Below are 16,259 nucleotides of genomic sequence, written 5' to 3' on the forward strand. Positions count from 1 at the left end.
CCTCCGCCTCAGAACCGGAAGTTCACCCCTGCATGCACCATGCGAATGTTTCGTACGCGCACCTTGCCACCGACGTCGTTGGCGCGGAAACGCCGGCTGAATTCCGTGTGCAGGTAGCGATAACCGATTTCCACCTGCACCATTTCCGTGACCTCGATCAAGCCGCCCGCGCGGGCACCGACGACCGGGCTGCCATCCTGCTCGCCGCGGACCCCGAAATCCTCGCCCCCATCGAAGGGATCGTTACTGTTCCATTCCAGGAGTCCGTACCCGGCCACAACACCGACAAAGCCAGAGAACAGATCGCCGCCGGCGATGAGGTAGTCCAGGGAGGCCATTCCGAGCCACAGCTCTCCCTCATCATAGTTGGTCCGCGCAAGTTCCACGTCGTAGCGTGCGGGTCGCCCCGTGCGCCCGAAGCGCAGCATCAAGCCGTTGCTTAGGGTGTTGACGTTGTCACCGGCGCTGTCTTCGGCGCGCATGCGCGACTGGGCGGTGAAACCGGCAATGCCGGAGTACATTCGCCGGTCCACCTCCAGGGCCGCCGCGCGGCCATCAGCGGTGCCCGTGACCGGGAGGAACAGGCCGGCCGTGCACACGGCCAGGAGAATGCAACGGAGCTTTCCCATAGACATTCCTTTAGGCACACGGGGGACGCCGTGCCGTCGTTCCGGCCATCATGCCAGTCATGTAGGCCGAACAGCCAATGGATCCTTCTGGCTGCGCCCGCCGGAAACGGTATTGCCGGCGTTCGTGACCTTGACCGGGGGTCATGCGGTTCGCCCCATTGCCGGAGGGCGAGTCGACGCCAACGGCGATGATGGCGTCCGCGATAGAGTGTCGTTAGCGTGCGACCACGGAGCGGCGCAGCCATCCCACCCGGGCATTGCCGACGCAAAGCTCCAGGGTGCCTTCGCCGCGCACCAGCCAAGTCACGCTCTTGCGGTGGGCGTTGCCCCTGGAGCGCTGGAACCAGGGCATGTGCCCCCCGCTGCCCAGCCCGTCGCCCCAGCCGTCCAGGTGGCCCAGTTGGCGGCGCCTGTTTTCCGGAGAGGCCAGCCGGCAGCCCCGTGGTTCGAGCTCCGCAAGGATGCCGTGGTTCCAGGAGAGGCTGCGGCTGGAAGGGATGCCGTTGGTGGCCAGGTAACCGTGGTTCGCCACCGTCACGGTCACCTCCAGCAGTTGCTCCTCCAGCCGTGTGACCAGCACTTCCTCCAGTACAAGACGGGGGAGGAGGCTTGCCACCCGCAGCCAGTAGGCGGCGACGCCCTCGCACAGCGCGGATAGGCTCTCTGGTGGTGGGTTCCAGATGCCGATCACGGGATCTGGCCCCCCGACCTCGACGGCGCCCAGTTGCGGATGGTCCAGCGATACCCAGTCACCGAAAACCCGGGCGTGATTCTGCGCCGCATCCCAGCGCGCGAGGTTTTCCAGGTCCTTGCGCGTGCCGGCGGTGTAGTGATCCACGAACCGGGATTGCTCCGGCATGCCGATGCGGCGGAATAGGTCCCATAGCTCGCACACCTCGGCCAGGCAGCCGCGCTGATGATAGGCGAAGTCGGTTAGGTTGCCGTGCAGGGGCTGCTCCGGTTCGTAGGTGAACTCCGCGTAACCGCTCACCGTTGGATAGCCGGTGAAGGTCCGTGCCCAGGCTTCCAGCTGTCGAAAGAGTCGCCGGTCGCCGGGCTCCATACGGCTGTCCGGCGAGTCGCCAAGGGGGCGAATGAAAACTCCGCCGAAGGTATGCAGATCGAGCCAGGCATACAAGTTGGGGTGGCGGGCGGCGAAACGCAGCACGGCCTCGCTCTCCGGTTCGCTGCCCGGGTAAAGACCGGCGCCGGTCTGCTCGGGCTCCGGGCGCCAGTCCCAAGGGAAATTGCGGTTAAGGTCCGTGGTGTTGGCGAGCGGGTCCGCTTCGGGAATGGTTTCGCCGTCGAAATGGATGATGTCGCCCTCCGGATACAAGCGGAAGTAGGGCGCGGAGTCCTCCGGCTGCCGTGGCAGCATCAAACCCGGGAACTGCTCGGAGGCGACGAAATCGCCGGCGGCGTCGCGTACCCGCAAGTACCGGCAGCGCCCGTCACCGTCCAGGTCCCGAGGCTGCCAGTAGGCACCGGGGGCCTGGCCGTCGGTGCGGCGGGGCACGGAGCGCACGAAGCCGCCGCGCTCCAGCACCGCTTCGGCACCGTCCGGTGACAACCGCGGTGCCACATGCAGGTGGATGTGGCTCAGGGCCTCAAGCAGCGGCCCGGGCAAATCGCTGGACGCCCGTTGCGGCTCTGCATGTATCCTGAGTATCGCCTCGGCAATGGCCAGGGCGACGCTTGAACCCGCCAGCTCCGTGCCATGCATGTTGCCGTCGACCCAAGCGGCCGCCCGGGTGGCGTCTGGGTCGCGGCCAATGGTGATGACCCAGATCTCCCGGCGCTCCGGCGTGGTGCCGATGCTGTTCAGCCGGACTACGTCTGGAAACGCGCTTGCCCAGGCGCGCAGCTGCGCGGTCAACGTTGCGAAATCCAGGTAACGGTGACGGAAACCGTGGTCGAGGGACTCGATCGGGGTCATGGTGCCGCCGGACAAAGGATGGGTTGGCCGTGTATATAGAACAGTTCCCGGTTATTGTCAGCGGGCTGGAAGGACCCCGGGCAGGGTTTCCGCGGTGCGATCCCGGGCGAGCCGGATGAACGCGTCCACGTACGCCTTGCCCCGGTCCTCGTTACGGACCGCGGCGTACAGCGTGCTCCAGAGTCCGCTTTCTCCCAGCGCCAGGCCATGGATACTCGCCTGATCCTGGTACTCGCGCAGCGCCCAATTGGGAAGCGCGGCGACGCCGCGATTGTTTGCCACCAGCTGCACCAACATGACCGTGAGTTCCGCTGTGCGCCGCTGCGCCGGCTCCACTCCCGCAGGCCCGAGAAAGCGGCTGAAGATATCCAGGCGTTCCGGGCAAACGGGGTAGGTGATGAGGGTCTGGTCGGCCAGATCCGCGGGCGTGATCCAGTCCCTGGTCGCCAGCGGCGACGCGCGGGCCACAGCCAGGAGCATCTCGTAGCGGAACAGGGGCACATAGGTCAGGCCGCCGAGATCGGCTTCTGGGTCCGAGGTGATGACCAGGTCCACGTCGCCGCGGTAGAGCGCCGGCAGGGGGTGGAAGCTAAAGCCCATGGACAGGTCCAGTTCCACCTGCGGCCATTCCGGGCGGTAACGATCCAGCGTCGGCATGAGCCACTCGAAGCAGCTGTGGCACTCCACGGCCATGTGCAAGCGGCCCTGTTGTCCGTCGCCAGTGCTGCGAAGCGCGGACTCGGCCCGCTCCACTTCGGGGACGATGTGCCGGGCGAGCTCCAGGAGCTGCTGTCCGGCAGGGGTCCAGCGCAGCGGACGCGAGCGACGGAAGAACAGGGGGGTGTCGAAATGGTTCTCCAGCGCGCGCAGCTGGTGAGACAGGGCCGACTGCGTGACATGCAGGGTGCTGGCCGCCTGAGAGAGGTTGCCTTGTTCATGGATGGCGAGGAGCGCGCGGAGGTGTCGAAGGTCCAAAAACATGAATTCTTCTCATGTTGACGATGATGAGCGCGAGATTGTTTCATTGTTGCTTATCACGAACAATAGTGCGGGTGCTGTCCGGCGTGCCCGTCGCCGGATCGCGCCTGGGAATGACAGTTCCTGAACCACCGTCCTCGTGGCCGGGTCACCTTGCAATGGCCCGGCCCGTTTTTTTAAACTTTTCGCTTCGCCATCAGCGGGTGTAGCTCAGTGGTAGAGCACAACCTTGCCAAGGTTGGGGTCGTGGGTTCGAATCCCATCACCCGCTCCAGATTCCGGACGCCCCGAGGGTTTCGGCCCCGGGGCGTTTTACGTGGTGGAGATCGAAGTGACCAACGCCTCTGACACGCATCGGTTGACCGTTGGCACCGTGGTGCGGGATCTGCCACTGATCGAGGTCGCCACCGGGTTGCGCATCGCCGTGCTCAATAGCCTCGGCGACACGGAGTTGGTGGAGACCGCCGCGACCCTTCTGGCGGCGCGTCTGGCGCGGTATGACTATGACACCCTGGTCACCCCGGAGGCCAAGAGCATCCCGCTCGCCCATGCCCTGTCCGTGCGCACCGGTCGCCCCTACGTTGTGCTGCGCAAGACCTGGAAGCCTTATATGGGCGAGGCCCTAAGCGCGACCACACACTCCATCACCACCGGCCACGAGCAGACGTTGTTCCTCGATGCCAAGGACCGCCCCCTCGTTGCGGCCAGCTCCGTGGTGCTGTTGGATGATGTCGTCAGCACGGGCTCGACGCTAACGGCCATGGACGCGGTCATGACGCGGGCCTCGGCAACGGTGGTGGCCCGGGCGGCGATCTGCACCGAAGGCGACGGTGGGCGCGATGTCATCGCCCTGGCTCATCTTCCCCTATTCAAAGCGTAGGCTTCGGGGCAGTCTCAAACGGGCAGGAAGCCGATCAGCAGCGGCAGCATCAGTGCGGTAATCAGCCCTGCCAGACTCAGTCCGAGCCCGGCGAATGCACCGGCCTTGGCGCTGATGCTGAACGCCTGCGCCGTTCCCAGCCCGTGGGCGGTCAGGCCCATCGCGAAGCCTTTGACCGCGTCATCGCGAATCCCCAGCAAGCGGATGATGCCCGGTGCCATGATGCACCCGAGGCTGCCGGTCATCAGGACCAGCGCCGCCGTCAGCGAGGGGAGGCCACCAAGCTTTTCCGCCACGCCCATGGCAATGGGCGTGGTGACCGATTTCGGCGCCAGGGACATCAGGCTGGTCGACTCGCCCCCCAGCGCGGCCCCGACGGCGACGGCCGACAGGGCCGCCACGGCGGCACCTGTAATGCCGGCGACCAGCAGTGGCGCGAGCCAGGCGCGAATCTGATGGCGATAGTCGTAGAGCGGAATGGCGAGGGCGACGGTGGCCGGCCCGAGCAGAAAATGGACGAATTGCGCCCCTTCAAAATAGGTGTCGTAGTCCGTTCCCGTCAGCAGCAAGATGGCGATGAGCAGCCCCATGGACAACAACACCGGGTGTAGTGCCGGGTTGCCACCGAGTCGGCGGTTGAGCCATACACTAAAGAGAAAGACCACCAGCGTCATGGTCAGCCACAGCTGCGGCGAGGCGGCGAGGGAAACCCAAATATCAGTGATTTCATCAGCCACTGTCATAGCCCCTCAAGGGCTGGCGCGGCGTTTGCGCAGCGCCAGCATGACGCGCAGGGCCAGCATGGTTGCCGCCAGAGTCAGCGCCGTGCTGACCACGAGAGCGACGCTGATGGCAAGCCAGTCCCGGGCGAGCAGTTGAAAGTGCACCATCATCCCGACCCCGGCGGGTACGAACAGCAACGCCAGATACCGCAGCAGTGTCTCGCCCACCGAACGCACAGCGGCGGGTGGCTCGCCGTAGCAGAATAGGCCGCCCAGCAGCAGCACCATGCCGATCACCGGCCCGGGGACAGGCAGTCCGGCCAGCTGCACAATGACCTCGCCCGCCAGCTGGCAGGCTAGGATGATGGTAATGCCGTGAATCACATTCATTGCGGCTCCCGCAGGCTGATGAGATCCCAGTTCCTCTGTTTGGCAGTCTGGCGGAGGGTATCGTCTGGATCCACTGCCACGGGATAATCGACTCGTTCGAGCAGTGGGAGGTCGTTGTGCGAGTCGCTGTAGAAGTAGCTCCCGCGCAGACTGCCGCCGTTCTCCGCCAGCCAAAGCTCCAGAGCATCGACCTTTCCGGCGCGGAACGTGATTGGCCCCACGACCTCCCCGGTATAGTGGCCGTGGCGCTGTTCGGGTGTCGTGGCGAGCAGGTCCTGCACCTGGAAAATCTCGGCGATTGGCGCAGTGACGAAGCGATTGGTGGCGGTAATGATGAGCGTGGTATCACCTTGCGCCGCATGGTGTCGGACCAGCTCCAGGCCGCGGGGCAGGACCAGCGGCCGGATCCAGCCATCGATGAACTCCCGGCGCCAGGCGGCAAGCTGTTGCGGGGAGTGCCTGGTCAGCGGGCGCAAGGCAAATCGCAGGTACGCGTGGATATCCAGTGTGCCGTCCAGGTACTGGCGGTAGAAGCATTCGTTAGCGGCGTCGTAGGTGGGCCCGTCGACAATCCCCCGGTGGACCAGGAACCGGCCCCAGAGGTAATCGCTATCGCCGCCGAGCAGCGTGTTGTCGAGATCGAACAGTGCCAGTGCCATAGTGTCGTTGCGGGTGCCTCGTTGAATCTGAATGTGTCCCCGGTCCGTTCTCTTGCGCGGTCCCGGGCGGGCCACGGCCCGCAGTTTGCCGGTTCTTCATGATTTGTGGAACAATGCCTGCATCATACCCAGTGTTGGGAAAATGCTAAGTGATTGATTCGAATGGCTTCAGACCGAACGTCGGCATTATCCTCTGCAACGGGGAGGGACGGGTGTTCTGGGGTCGCCGGATCGGCCAGAACGCGTGGCAGTTTCCGCAGGGAGGCATCAAGCAGCACGAAACGGCCGAGGACGCGCTTTATCGGGAACTGCACGAGGAAGTCGGTCTTGTGCCCAGAGATGTTCAGGTGATAGGGGCCACGTCCGGCTGGTTGCGGTATCACCTGCCCAGACACTTGGTTCGCCGACATCAGCGCCCGGTCTGCGTCGGACAGAAGCAGCAGTGGTTTCTGCTGCGGCTGCTCGTCGCGGAGTCGGCCGTGCGCCTGGATGTCAGCGATAGCCCGGAATTCGATGACTGGCGTTGGGTGGACTACTGGCGGCCCGCCTGGGATGTTGTGTTTTTCAAGCGTCATGTCTATCGCAAGGCGCTCCGCGAGCTGGCGCCGTTGCTGTTCCCGGACGGATCACTCGACCGGGATAGACCGCTGGAGGGGGGGGCAAGGCGACAGCATGGCTCGTCCGGTTCCTGACTTTCTGCGCTGCATGGGACGAGCCCCGGCCATACTGTAACCTTGGCGGAATCGATGACGACCGCGGTAGCTCGCCCGGGAAGCTCGGGTGGGCTGCCCGGCGTGCGGCAGGATGATCGGCATGCTCCAGACGCTTCACAGCATTATCCAGGAAGTCAACGCGGCGCGCGGTCTGCAGCATGCGCTCAATATCATCGTCAAGCGCGTGGCAGAGAGCACGCAGGTGGATGTCTGCTCCGTGTATCTGGTCGACCAGGATACCCAGGAGTATGTGCTCATGGCCACGCGCGGGTTGAACCCCGACGCTGTCGGGCGCGTGCGGCTCGGCTTTAATGAGGGGCTGGTCGGTCTTGTGGGCGAGCGCAAGGAACCACTGAACCTGGAGAACGCCGAAGCCCACCCCCGATTCCGTTATTTTCCCGAGACCGGCGAAGAGAAGTTCCACTCTTTTCTCGGCGCGCCAATCATCCACTTCCGGCGCGTCCTGGGGGTATTGGTCGTCCAGCAGTCGGCGACGCGGCGGTTCGGCGAGGAAGAGGTGGCCTTTATCGTCACCATGGCCGCCCAGCTCTCCGGGGCCATTGCGCACAGTGAGGCCACCGGTGGCGAAAACACGGGCGGTTTGCCCACACCGCTTCCGGTCACGCGACGCGCACTGGAAGGGGTGCCGGGGGCGCCCGGGGTGGCCTTTGGCCGTGCCATGGTGGCGTACTCGCCGGCAGACCTGTTCGCCGTGCCCGACCGGCCGGTCCACGACGTCGAGGCAGAGGTCAAGGCATTCCAGGCGGCGCTGCAGGGCGTGCGCGCGGAAGTGCAGGACCTCGCCAACCGCCTGGCGGATGCAATCCCGTCCGACGAACACATGATGTTCGATGTCTACCTGAAGATGCTCGACAGCGAGAGCTTGGTCGAAGGCACCGTCGAGCGCATCCGCGAAGGCAACTGGGCTTGCGGCGCGCTGCGTGAAAGCATCGCCCAGCACGTCAGCGTATTCGACGAAATGGAGGATCCGTACCTGCGTGAGCGCGCCAGTGACATCCGCGATGTCGGGCGGCGGATCCTCATGCGTTTGCAGATGGACAGCGGCGATACGCGGCAGGTCCCGGAGGGCACGATTCTCGTCGGCGAGGAGATCAGCGCCTCTCAGCTGGCGGAGATCCCCACCGAGCGGCTGCTCGGCGTCGTGACGGCCAGAGGGTCAGGCAACTCCCATGTGGCCATACTCGCCCGGGCGCTCACCATTCCCGCGGTCATGGGCGTGGCCGAGCTCCCGGTGGGCCGACTGGAAGGCAAGGAACTCATCGTCGACGGTTACAGCGGTCGTGTTCATGTCGACCCGGACAAGGAGGTGCGCAAGGAGTATCGCCGGCTGCTGCGCGAGGATGTGGAGCTCTCCCAGGGGCTGCAGGCACTGCGCGACAAGCCCGCGCGGACGCCCTGCGGGTTCACCATGGGTTTGTACGCCAATACGGGCCTGATGTCCGATATCACCTCGTCGCTGGCGAGCGGTTGCGACGGTATTGGTCTGCACCGCACGGAATTCCCCTTTATGGTCCGGGAGCGCTTCCCCGGTGAGGATGAGCAGACCGTGGTCTACCGGCAGGTGCTGGAGCCGTTCGTCCCACGCCCGGTTGTGCTACGGACCCTGGATGTGGGCGGCGACAAGCCGCTGCCGTACTTCCCCGTGCATGAGGAGAACCCGTTCCTGGGCTGGCGGGGGATTCGCCTGGTCCTGGACCACCCGGAGATCTTTCTCACCCAGCTGCGGGCAATGCTGCGCGCCAACGTCGATTGCGGCAACCTGCGGATTCTGTTGCCCATGATCAGCCGCGTGCAGGAAGTCGACGAGACGCGTGTCCTCATCGATCGCGCGCGCGAGGAACTGGAAGAAGAGGGTGTGGAAGTCACCATGCCGCAACTCGGCGTGATGGTCGAGGTGCCCTCGGCGGTCTACCAGGCGGACAGCCTCGCGCGGCGCGTGGATTTCCTGTCCATCGGCAGCAATGACCTGACCCAGTACCTCCTGGCCGTGGACCGCAACAACGCCCGCGTGGCCGGGCTGTACGACGAGCTGCATCCGGCCGTATTACAGGCGGTGCGCAAAGTGGTGGAGGCGGGCGAGCGCAACGCGTGCCCCGTCAGCGTCTGCGGTGCCATGGCGGGTGACCCGGCCTCGGCCATCCTGCTGCTCGGCCTTGGTGTCCAGGCGCTGAGCATGAGTGTCTCCAGTCTGCTCAAGGTGAAGTGGGTGATCCGTAACTTCACACGCCAGCAGGCGGCCTCGCTGCTGGAGGAGGCCCTGACCCTCGAGAATCCCGCCGATGTACGCCGTCGCCTCAATCGCGCCCTGGATGAGGCCGGGCTCGGTGGGCTGGTGCGGGCCGGCAAGTAACGCTTCGCTCCATGATCAAAACCTCCCAGTTCTAATTGACAATCAGTCGCATTTGCATTCAGACTGCAATCATGGAACGGGAGAACTGTCATGTACATCTGCGTTTGCCGCGCCATCACAGACCATGATATCCGTCGAGCTGTTGCCAATGGCGCCCGCACCATGCGGGAGCTGCGCCTGCACTTGGGTGTTTGCAGCAGCTGCGGACGCTGCGGCCCGGAAGCCCGGGAAATCCTCACTGAAGCCTGCGCCAGTATCAGCGCCACGGCCGTTTATATCGACCTGCCTGCCATGGAGCCTGCCAGGGCGCGGCAATCTGCCTGATCCCACCACCGTGACCTCGGTCGCCGATGCCTGAATGCGGGCCCAGGGCACTCCACGTCAGTTCATTCCTTGTATTACACTAATGCGCGTGCGTATCAGCCACGCGATCGTGCCTACCACCAGCCAGACGGGAGCCGCTGCATGAAGGGTGACGCTAAGATCATCGAGTATCTCAATAAGATTCTCTACAACGAACTGACCGCGATCAATCAGTATTTCCTGCATTCGCGGATGCTCAATGACTGGGGTCTGGAGACGTTGGGGGCGAAGGAGTACAAGGAGTCCATTGAGGAGATGCAGCACGCGGACAAGCTGATTGACCGCATTCTGTTTCTCGAGGGAATGCCGAACTTGCAGGATCTGGGGAAGCTGCTCATCGGTGAGAACGTGCGCGAAGTGCTGGAGTGCGATCTCAAGCTGGAGCAGCGCGCTTGCCCGGATCTGCGCGATGCGATCGCCCACGCCGAATCCGTGGCGGACTACGGCACCCGGGATCTGCTTGAGCAGATCCTCGCCGATGAGGAAGAGCACCTGGACTACCTGGAGACCCAGCTCGGGCTGATCGACCGCCTCGGTCTCGAGAATTACCAGCAGTCGCAAATGTAGGCGGCCGCGGCCTCACGGGTATCGGTTGCCACGAGCAGCCGCCTCTGCGTTTTAGGCGTCGCTCGCTCCACGAAGGAGGACACCGGGAGGATTGGGCGGCGCCGTAGTAATTCACCACTTGGATGGCTTGCGCCCCAGGTGCGCAGCGTTGCCAATTTTAGAACGGCTTGACCACCGCCAGGACAACGACCGCAACGAGCAGCAGCACCGGCACCTCGTTAAACACGCGATACCACGTGTGACTGCGTGTGTTGCGATCCTCCCGGAAGGCGCGCAGCAAGCGTCCGCACCAGACGTGATAGCCCACCAGCACGACCACAAGCGCCAGCTTGGCGTGCATCCAGCCCTGGCTCAACCAGACCGGGTTGAGCGCCAGTAGCCACAGCCCGAGGCCGATCGCCACGACCGCGCTGGGCGTCATGATGCCGCGATAGAGCTTGCGCTCCATGACCTTGAAGCGCTCGCGTCCAATCGCATCGTCGGCCATGGCGTGATAGACGAAAAGCCGCGGCAGATAGAAAATCGCTGCAAACCAGGTGACCACCGAGATCAGGTGGAAGGCCTTGATCCAGAGATACCCCACGTCAGCCCCGCCGGTCATCCTCGAACAAGGCGACCTGCTCCCCCGGTAGCAGCCCCGTGAGGCGCTCGCGCATCTTGTCTGTGTCCACCATCCCGAGGCGCTGTTGCAGGATCTCGCCGTTCGGACCGATCAGGAAGGTGGTCGGGGTCAGCCGGATGTCACCGAATGCCCGGGCAATGCTGCCGTCGCGGTCCAGCACCACGCGGTAGGGCATCTCCCGCTCCTTGGCCATAGCGCGCACTTGGTCTTCCGGATCGTATTCCATGGCCACGGCGATCAACTCCAGTCCCTCGGGATAAAGCTCTTCGTAGAGCGCCTTGAAATGCGGGATTTCCTGGACACAGATCGTGCAGGTTGTGGCCCAAAACGCGACAATTGTGGGGTGGCCCTGAAGCTCATCGAGCGCAAAACGTTCGCCATCAAGGGTTTCGAAATGCACCTCCGGGGCCCGTTCGCCTTGCCAGGGGGCCACCCAGGCCACGCCGGCGGAGGCGATAACCAGCACGACCAGAAGGCCGATCAAGATGTCCTTGCGCGTCGCCATTGAGGTGCTCCTGCATCGGGAACAGCGAAAACCGCATTCTACAGCTGGGCGCGCATCACGGGCTACTGGCAGCTTGGCGCTCCGGCATGGTCCGCAGGTGCCTCGTTGGCCGTTTGCGACACAGCGGGGTAGAATCCGGACCCAGGCAGGCACCACCGTGGCTGCGAATGGTTCGATGGCGGGGGCGGCGGAGGCAAAGCGGAGTTCAATATGGTCACGATAGGCATTGTTGGCGGCACAGGGTACACCGGCGCCGAATTGCTGCGGCTGCTCGCTGGGCATCCGCACGTGGACCTGCACACGATTACCTCGCGCGGCAATGCGGGATCACGCGTCGATGCCATGTTCCCCGGCTTGCGTGGGCACGTGGAGCTCAGCTTCCGCGAGCCGGATGTGGCTGAGCTTGCAAGCTGTGATTTGGTCTTCTTCGCAACACCCAATGGGACCTCCATGGGTATGGTGCCGGATCTCCTGGCCAATGGCACCCGTGTCGTGGATCTCGGTGCAGACTTCCGCCTGCGCGATGTGAACGCGTTCGAGTCCTGGTACGGCATCCCCCATGCCTGTCCCGAGCTGCTCGAAGTCGCCGCCTACGGATTGCCGGAGATCTATCGCACCGCCATTCGGGAGGCACGGTTGGTGGCGAATCCCGGCTGCTACCCGACCGCGGTGGCCTTGGGGTGGATGCCACTGCTGGAGTCGGGCCTTGTCGATGCGGACGCACTGGTCGCAGACTGCAAGTCCGGCGTCTCCGGTGCCGGGCGCCAGGCACAGGTGCCGACACTGTTCAGTGAGGCCAACGAGAACTTTCGCGCCTATGGGGCCGCGGGTCACCGCCATCTTCCTGAAATTCGCCAGACCCTGGAAGCCATGGTTCGCAGGCCCGTGGGCCTGACATTCCTGCCACACTTGGTGCCAATGACGCGCGGCATGCAGGCAAGCCTGTATGCGCCGCTGCGCGACGAAGCCACCGACCTTCAGGCACTCTACGAGGAGCGCTACGCAGGCGAGCCTTTTGTCGATGTTCTTCCGGCCGGCAGCCATCCCGAGACCCGGACCGTGCGGGGTACGAATCTGTGCCGGATCGCGGTGCACCCGCCCCAGGACGGGCGCACCGCGATCGTCCTATCGGTGATCGACAACCTCACCAAGGGGGCGGCCAGCCAGGCGGTGCAGAACATGAACCTCATGTGCGGTCTGCCCGAGACAGCTGGGCTGGAGGGCGTTGCCGTGCTGCCGTGACAGCGATCCCGCAATTTGACGGTTGCCCGTTTGCAGCGCAAAATGATCTAAGTCCAATTTGCTTCACCGGAGAGTTGAGTCATGGCCGAAGCCGCACTTGAGCAGGAAGCCCCACTGGTGTTCACCGACAGCGCGGCAGACAAGGTGCGGGAATTGCTCGACGAGGAGAACAACGACTCGCTCAAGCTGCGTGTCTACATTGCAGGTGGTGGCTGCTCCGGATTCCAGTACGGGTTTATGTTTGACGAAAACGTCGAAGACGGCGATGCCGCCATGGAGAAAAACGGCGTGACCCTGTTGGTGGATCCCATGAGCGCACAGTACCTACTGGGCGCAGAGATCGACTACGTCGAGGGGATCCAGGGCGCACAGTTTGTGATCCGCAACCCGAACGCGACGACCACCTGTGGCTGCGGCTCGTCGTTCGGCGTTTGATTCGTCGTCCGGCCTGCTGGCGTCGTTTTTGCGCACCACCCCGCCCTGCCGCGACCGCCATGGCGCTCGTCCGACCCCGCCAGAGGTCAGCAAACCTCACCGCGCCGCACCCGGGTAGATGGCTCCCATGGGAACGGGGCCGCTGGCGCCGGTCACCGCGGGGATGTTGGTGGCCCGCCCTGCCAAAGCCTCCCGAGCGAGCCAGGCGAATCCCGCGGCCTCTACCCAGTCCGGAGCAATGCCTGCGGATCCCGTATCCTCCACCGTCATTGTTGGTAGCGCCGCGGCAAGACGCCCCATGAGATCGCGATTATGGGCGCCGCCGCCGCACACCAAAACCCGAGTGGCCCCCGGTATGCTCCCTTGCACCGCATCGGCGATGCTGACCGCGGTGAGCTGCGCCAGCGTCGCCTGAACCGCCGACGGGACATGATTCGACACCCCGGCACGCTCCAGCCACTGCATATTGAAATAATCACGCCCCGTGCTTTTAGGCGGTGGTCTGCGGAAGTAGGGATCGTCCAGGAAACGCGCCAGCAGCACCGGATCCACACGGCCGGACGCCGCCCATTGCCCCTGTGCATCGCAAGGGCCGCCCCGGTGCCTGCCATGCCAGAGGTCCAGCAGCACGTTACCCGGGCCGGTATCGAACCCAACGACCCGCGCGGGCTCACCCTGAGCCGGCAGATGGGTGAGATTGGCCATGCCGCCGATGTTAACCACCACACGGTGCTCGTCGCGGCTGGCGAAAAAGGCGTGGTGAAAGGCCGGCGCCAATGGCGCACCCTGGCCACCCGCCGCCAGATCCCGACGGCGGAAGTCCGCCACCACTGTGATGCCGGTCGCCTGGGCAATGCGGGTCGGGTCGCCGATCTGGAGTGTTGTCGGACGGGGGGTGTCCGGGTCGTGCCAGACGGTCTGGCCGTGACTGCCGATGGCATGGACATCGCCGCGGCTGACGCCCGCCTTGTCCAGCAGCGCCAGGGTGGTTTCCGCCAGCGCGCGACCGACCTGCGCATCCAGCGCAATGATCTCGCCAAGTGGGGTGGCCGCGTCCACCGCGAGCAGCCGTCTGCGCAGCTCTGAATCATGACGTACCGAATGGGCGGCGCGAAGCCGGAGGCGCTTATCGGCGGTATCCAGCAGAGCGGCGTCGATTCCGTCCATGCTGGTTCCGGTCATCAGACCAACGTACAGACCCTCGGACACGTCACCTCCTCCCGTCGCTGGCACCGTTTGTTGCACCATAGTACGTGCATTGGTCGCGGGGGTGGGCCAGTTTTGGTTTGGCTGCGTCCACCATGCGATGACCTTTGAACGCATGCTGGTAGAATCGCGCCGCGCGGGGAATGCTGGTCCTCCACGGCATCGCCAAGCGTTCCTTCAACACCCAGGAGATGACGGCATGGTTGACGTGGACGAAGCCCTGGCTGAACTGCGCCGGGGAACGGACGAGATCCTGGTGGATGCAGAGCTGCGCGAGCGCCTGCAGGCCGGACGCCCGTTGCGGATCAAGGCAGGTTTCGACCCCACCGCGCCGGATCTGCATCTCGGGCACACCGTGCTCATCAACAAGCTGCGGCAATTTCAGGACCTTGGCCATGACCTCTACTTTTTGATCGGCGATTTCACCGGCATGATCGGCGATCCGTCGGGCAAGAACGTGACCCGTAAACCGCTGAGCGCCGAGGAGGTCGCCGACAACGCCCGCACCTACGAAGAGCAGGTGTTCCGCATTCTCGACCGCGAACGCACCCATGTCGTGTTCAACTCCAGCTGGATGAATGCCTTCAGCGCCACGGACATGATCCGGCTTGCCGCGCGCCAAACTGTCGCACGCATGCTCGAGCGCGATGACTTTCACAAGCGCTATCACGCAGGCCAGTCCATCGCCATCCACGAGTTCCTCTATCCGCTGATCCAAGGGTACGACTCGGTGGAACTAAAAGCGGACGTGGAACTGGGAGGAACGGATCAGAAGTTCAACCTGCTGGTAGGGCGTCAGCTCCAGCACGCCTATGGACAGCGGCCTCAGGTCGTCATCACTGTCCCCCTGCTGGAAGGCCTGGACGGCGTGCAGAAGATGTCCAAGTCCCTGGACAACTATGTCGGCATCCAGGAGCCGGCCGACGAAATGTTCGGTAAGCTCATGTCGATTTCCGATGAACTGATGTGGCGGTACTTTGATCTCCTGAGCCTGCGCCCGGTGGCCGAACGCGACCAGTTGCGCAAGGAAGCGGCTGAGGGGCGCAATCCGCGCGATATCAAGTTCCTGCTCGCGGAAGAACTGGTGGAACGTTTTCACGATCGCGCTGCCGGGGTGCGCGCACGGGAAAACTTCCTGGCGCGCTTCCAGCGTGGCGCCACCCCGGAAGACATGCCCGAGGAGACCGTTGCCGCCCGCGGGGGAACCGTGCCGATTGCGACGCTATTGCGGCTCTGCGGCCTGGTGGCTTCCAGTAGCGATGGTCAGCGCATGGTGCGTCAGGGGGCGGTGCGCATTGACGGTGAGCGCGTCGAGGATCCCTCCCGTACGGTCGCCGCCGGGGGTGTGTACGTGCTGCAGGTGGGCAAGCGGCGATTTGCGCGTGTGACCGTTACCGGAGAAAGCGTTTGATGGCCAGTGTTTCGCGCCTACAATACGCGCCTCTTGGCGAGCCATCGCAGCTCTATCGGGCCGGCAGAGCACAGGGCCACACCTCGACGCGGCAATGCTGCATCAAGGCCGCCGGCCGCGACAGCCGCACCGCGCAACCGCTGCGGAGATCCACCGAAAAAGGTGTTGACGGACCGTCGCGAGGCTGTAGAATGCGCAGTCCCTGAAGGCGCGACAAACCGCGCGGTCAGGGCAACACGAAGGGTTGACCTCGTGTTCGCAAGCGCTATAATGCGCGACCCGCCAAACAGGCGGCACCGCCAACCAGGACGGTTGACAGGAACACACGACGCTATATAATGTGTGTCCCGCGTCAGCGACGCTGCGCGGCGCGCTCTTTAAAAATTCGGATCAGATGGTTTGTGTGGGCGCTTGCACCATGGCGAAGATGCGAAAGATCTTCGGTGCAAGAGCTCAAGTGCCTTGAGTTTTTTGTGACCGAGCCGAAATAAGCCACTTTCGAGTGGTTCTGTGATTAAACTGAAGAGTTTGATCCTGGCTCAGATTGAACGCTGGCGGCATGCCTAACACATGCAAGTCGAGCGGTAACAGGCCCTTCGGGGTGCTGACGAGCGGCGGACGGGTGAGTAA

Annotated in this window: 17 protein-coding genes, 1 tRNA gene and 1 rRNA gene; 10 read left to right on the top strand and 9 right to left on the bottom strand. The window is 64.1% G+C overall.

What is annotated here, in order from left to right:
* Positions 1 to 8 precede the first annotated feature (8 nt).
* The 3 genes from QZT63_RS01080 to QZT63_RS01090 form a co-directional block, all read right to left on the bottom strand.
* Positions 9 to 629, bottom strand: a complete 621-nt coding sequence (locus QZT63_RS01080) for a hypothetical protein (protein WP_290647831.1) — start codon at positions 627 to 629, stop codon at positions 9 to 11.
* Between the two features lie 214 nt (positions 630 to 843).
* The gene (locus QZT63_RS01085) at positions 844 to 2,565 is read right to left on the bottom strand and encodes a M14 family metallopeptidase (protein WP_290647832.1); all 1,722 of its coding nucleotides are present in this window, start codon (positions 2,563 to 2,565) and stop codon (positions 844 to 846) included.
* A gap of 57 nt (positions 2,566 to 2,622) precedes the next feature.
* Positions 2,623 to 3,546: a LysR family transcriptional regulator gene (locus tag QZT63_RS01090; RefSeq protein ID WP_290647833.1), complete on the bottom strand. Its 924-nt coding sequence runs from the start codon at positions 3,544 to 3,546 to the stop codon at positions 2,623 to 2,625.
* Between the two features lie 196 nt (positions 3,547 to 3,742).
* Between QZT63_RS01090 and QZT63_RS01095 the strand changes: the two genes are divergently transcribed.
* Positions 3,743 to 3,817: transfer RNA gene (locus QZT63_RS01095), tRNA-Gly, on the top strand.
* Positions 3,818 to 3,874: 57 nt separating this feature from the next.
* Positions 3,875 to 4,423: a phosphoribosyltransferase family protein gene (locus QZT63_RS01100; protein ID WP_290647834.1), complete on the top strand. Its 549-nt coding sequence runs from the start codon at positions 3,875 to 3,877 to the stop codon at positions 4,421 to 4,423.
* A 14-nt stretch (positions 4,424 to 4,437) separates the two neighbouring features.
* Here the strand turns inward: QZT63_RS01100 and QZT63_RS01105 are convergent, their stop codons facing one another.
* Genes QZT63_RS01105 through QZT63_RS01115 form a run of 3 tightly spaced genes read right to left on the bottom strand, consistent with a single transcriptional unit; the run spans position 4,438 to position 6,194 of the window.
* Positions 4,438 to 5,166, bottom strand: a complete 729-nt coding sequence (locus QZT63_RS01105) for an LrgB family protein (protein WP_290647835.1) — start codon at positions 5,164 to 5,166, stop codon at positions 4,438 to 4,440.
* Between the two features lie 6 nt (positions 5,167 to 5,172).
* Positions 5,173 to 5,535, bottom strand: a complete 363-nt coding sequence (locus QZT63_RS01110; RefSeq protein WP_290647836.1) for a CidA/LrgA family protein — start codon at positions 5,533 to 5,535, stop codon at positions 5,173 to 5,175.
* Positions 5,532 to 6,194, bottom strand: a complete 663-nt coding sequence (locus QZT63_RS01115) for an HAD family hydrolase (protein WP_290647837.1) — start codon at positions 6,192 to 6,194, stop codon at positions 5,532 to 5,534. The genes QZT63_RS01110 and QZT63_RS01115 overlap by 4 nt, the downstream gene beginning before the upstream one ends.
* 149 nt (positions 6,195 to 6,343) lie before the next feature.
* Here QZT63_RS01115 and QZT63_RS01120 point away from each other — a divergent pair, with 149 nt between their 5' ends.
* From QZT63_RS01120 to bfr, 4 genes are all read left to right on the top strand, one after another.
* Positions 6,344 to 6,886, top strand: a complete 543-nt coding sequence (locus QZT63_RS01120; protein ID WP_290647838.1) for an RNA pyrophosphohydrolase — start codon at positions 6,344 to 6,346, stop codon at positions 6,884 to 6,886.
* 121 nt (positions 6,887 to 7,007) lie between these two features.
* A complete protein-coding gene (gene ptsP / locus QZT63_RS01125; RefSeq protein WP_290647839.1) occupies positions 7,008 to 9,278 on the top strand; it encodes a phosphoenolpyruvate--protein phosphotransferase in 2,271 nt (756 codons plus the stop codon).
* A 90-nt stretch (positions 9,279 to 9,368) separates the two neighbouring features.
* Complete coding sequence (locus QZT63_RS01130) at positions 9,369 to 9,602, top strand: bacterioferritin-associated ferredoxin (RefSeq protein WP_290647840.1); 234 nt, start codon at positions 9,369 to 9,371, stop codon at positions 9,600 to 9,602.
* A gap of 141 nt (positions 9,603 to 9,743) precedes the next feature.
* The gene (gene bfr, locus QZT63_RS01135) at positions 9,744 to 10,208 is read left to right on the top strand and encodes a bacterioferritin (RefSeq protein ID WP_290647841.1); all 465 of its coding nucleotides are present in this window, start codon (positions 9,744 to 9,746) and stop codon (positions 10,206 to 10,208) included.
* Positions 10,209 to 10,365: 157 nt separating this feature from the next.
* Here bfr and hemJ read toward each other — a convergent pair whose 3' ends face one another.
* Both hemJ and QZT63_RS01145 read right to left on the bottom strand, forming a co-directional pair.
* Positions 10,366 to 10,791 (bottom strand): protoporphyrinogen oxidase HemJ, encoded by a 426-nt coding sequence (gene hemJ, locus QZT63_RS01140; protein WP_366635497.1) that lies wholly within the window; start codon positions 10,789 to 10,791, stop codon positions 10,366 to 10,368.
* 1 nt (position 10,792) lies between these two features.
* Positions 10,793 to 11,335: a TlpA disulfide reductase family protein gene (locus QZT63_RS01145; protein ID WP_290647843.1), complete on the bottom strand. Its 543-nt coding sequence runs from the start codon at positions 11,333 to 11,335 to the stop codon at positions 10,793 to 10,795.
* A 210-nt stretch (positions 11,336 to 11,545) separates the two neighbouring features.
* On the opposite strand from QZT63_RS01145, the gene argC reads away from it, so the two are divergent.
* Both argC and erpA read left to right on the top strand, forming a co-directional pair.
* Positions 11,546 to 12,577, top strand: a complete 1,032-nt coding sequence (argC, locus tag QZT63_RS01150) for an N-acetyl-gamma-glutamyl-phosphate reductase (protein ID WP_290647844.1) — start codon at positions 11,546 to 11,548, stop codon at positions 12,575 to 12,577.
* A gap of 81 nt (positions 12,578 to 12,658) precedes the next feature.
* Positions 12,659 to 13,012: an iron-sulfur cluster insertion protein ErpA gene (erpA, locus tag QZT63_RS01155; RefSeq protein ID WP_290647845.1), complete on the top strand. Its 354-nt coding sequence runs from the start codon at positions 12,659 to 12,661 to the stop codon at positions 13,010 to 13,012.
* A gap of 96 nt (positions 13,013 to 13,108) precedes the next feature.
* On the opposite strand, the gene QZT63_RS01160 is transcribed toward erpA, so the two are convergent.
* Positions 13,109 to 14,221: an anhydro-N-acetylmuramic acid kinase gene (locus tag QZT63_RS01160; protein WP_290647846.1), complete on the bottom strand. Its 1,113-nt coding sequence runs from the start codon at positions 14,219 to 14,221 to the stop codon at positions 13,109 to 13,111.
* Positions 14,222 to 14,417: 196 nt separating this feature from the next.
* On the opposite strand from QZT63_RS01160, the gene tyrS reads away from it, so the two are divergent.
* Together tyrS and QZT63_RS01170 are read left to right on the top strand one after the other, a co-directional pair.
* On the top strand, positions 14,418 to 15,629 hold the full coding sequence (gene tyrS / locus QZT63_RS01165; protein ID WP_290647847.1) for a tyrosine--tRNA ligase: 1,212 nt from the start codon (positions 14,418 to 14,420) through the stop codon (positions 15,627 to 15,629).
* Positions 15,630 to 16,145: 516 nt separating this feature from the next.
* Positions 16,146 to 16,259 (top strand): 16S ribosomal RNA (locus tag QZT63_RS01170); the annotation flags it as partial.

Origin of the sequence: Aquisalimonas sp., from assembly GCF_007120195.1 — a bacterium.
Taxonomy (GTDB): domain Bacteria; phylum Pseudomonadota; class Gammaproteobacteria; order Nitrococcales; family Aquisalimonadaceae; genus Aquisalimonas.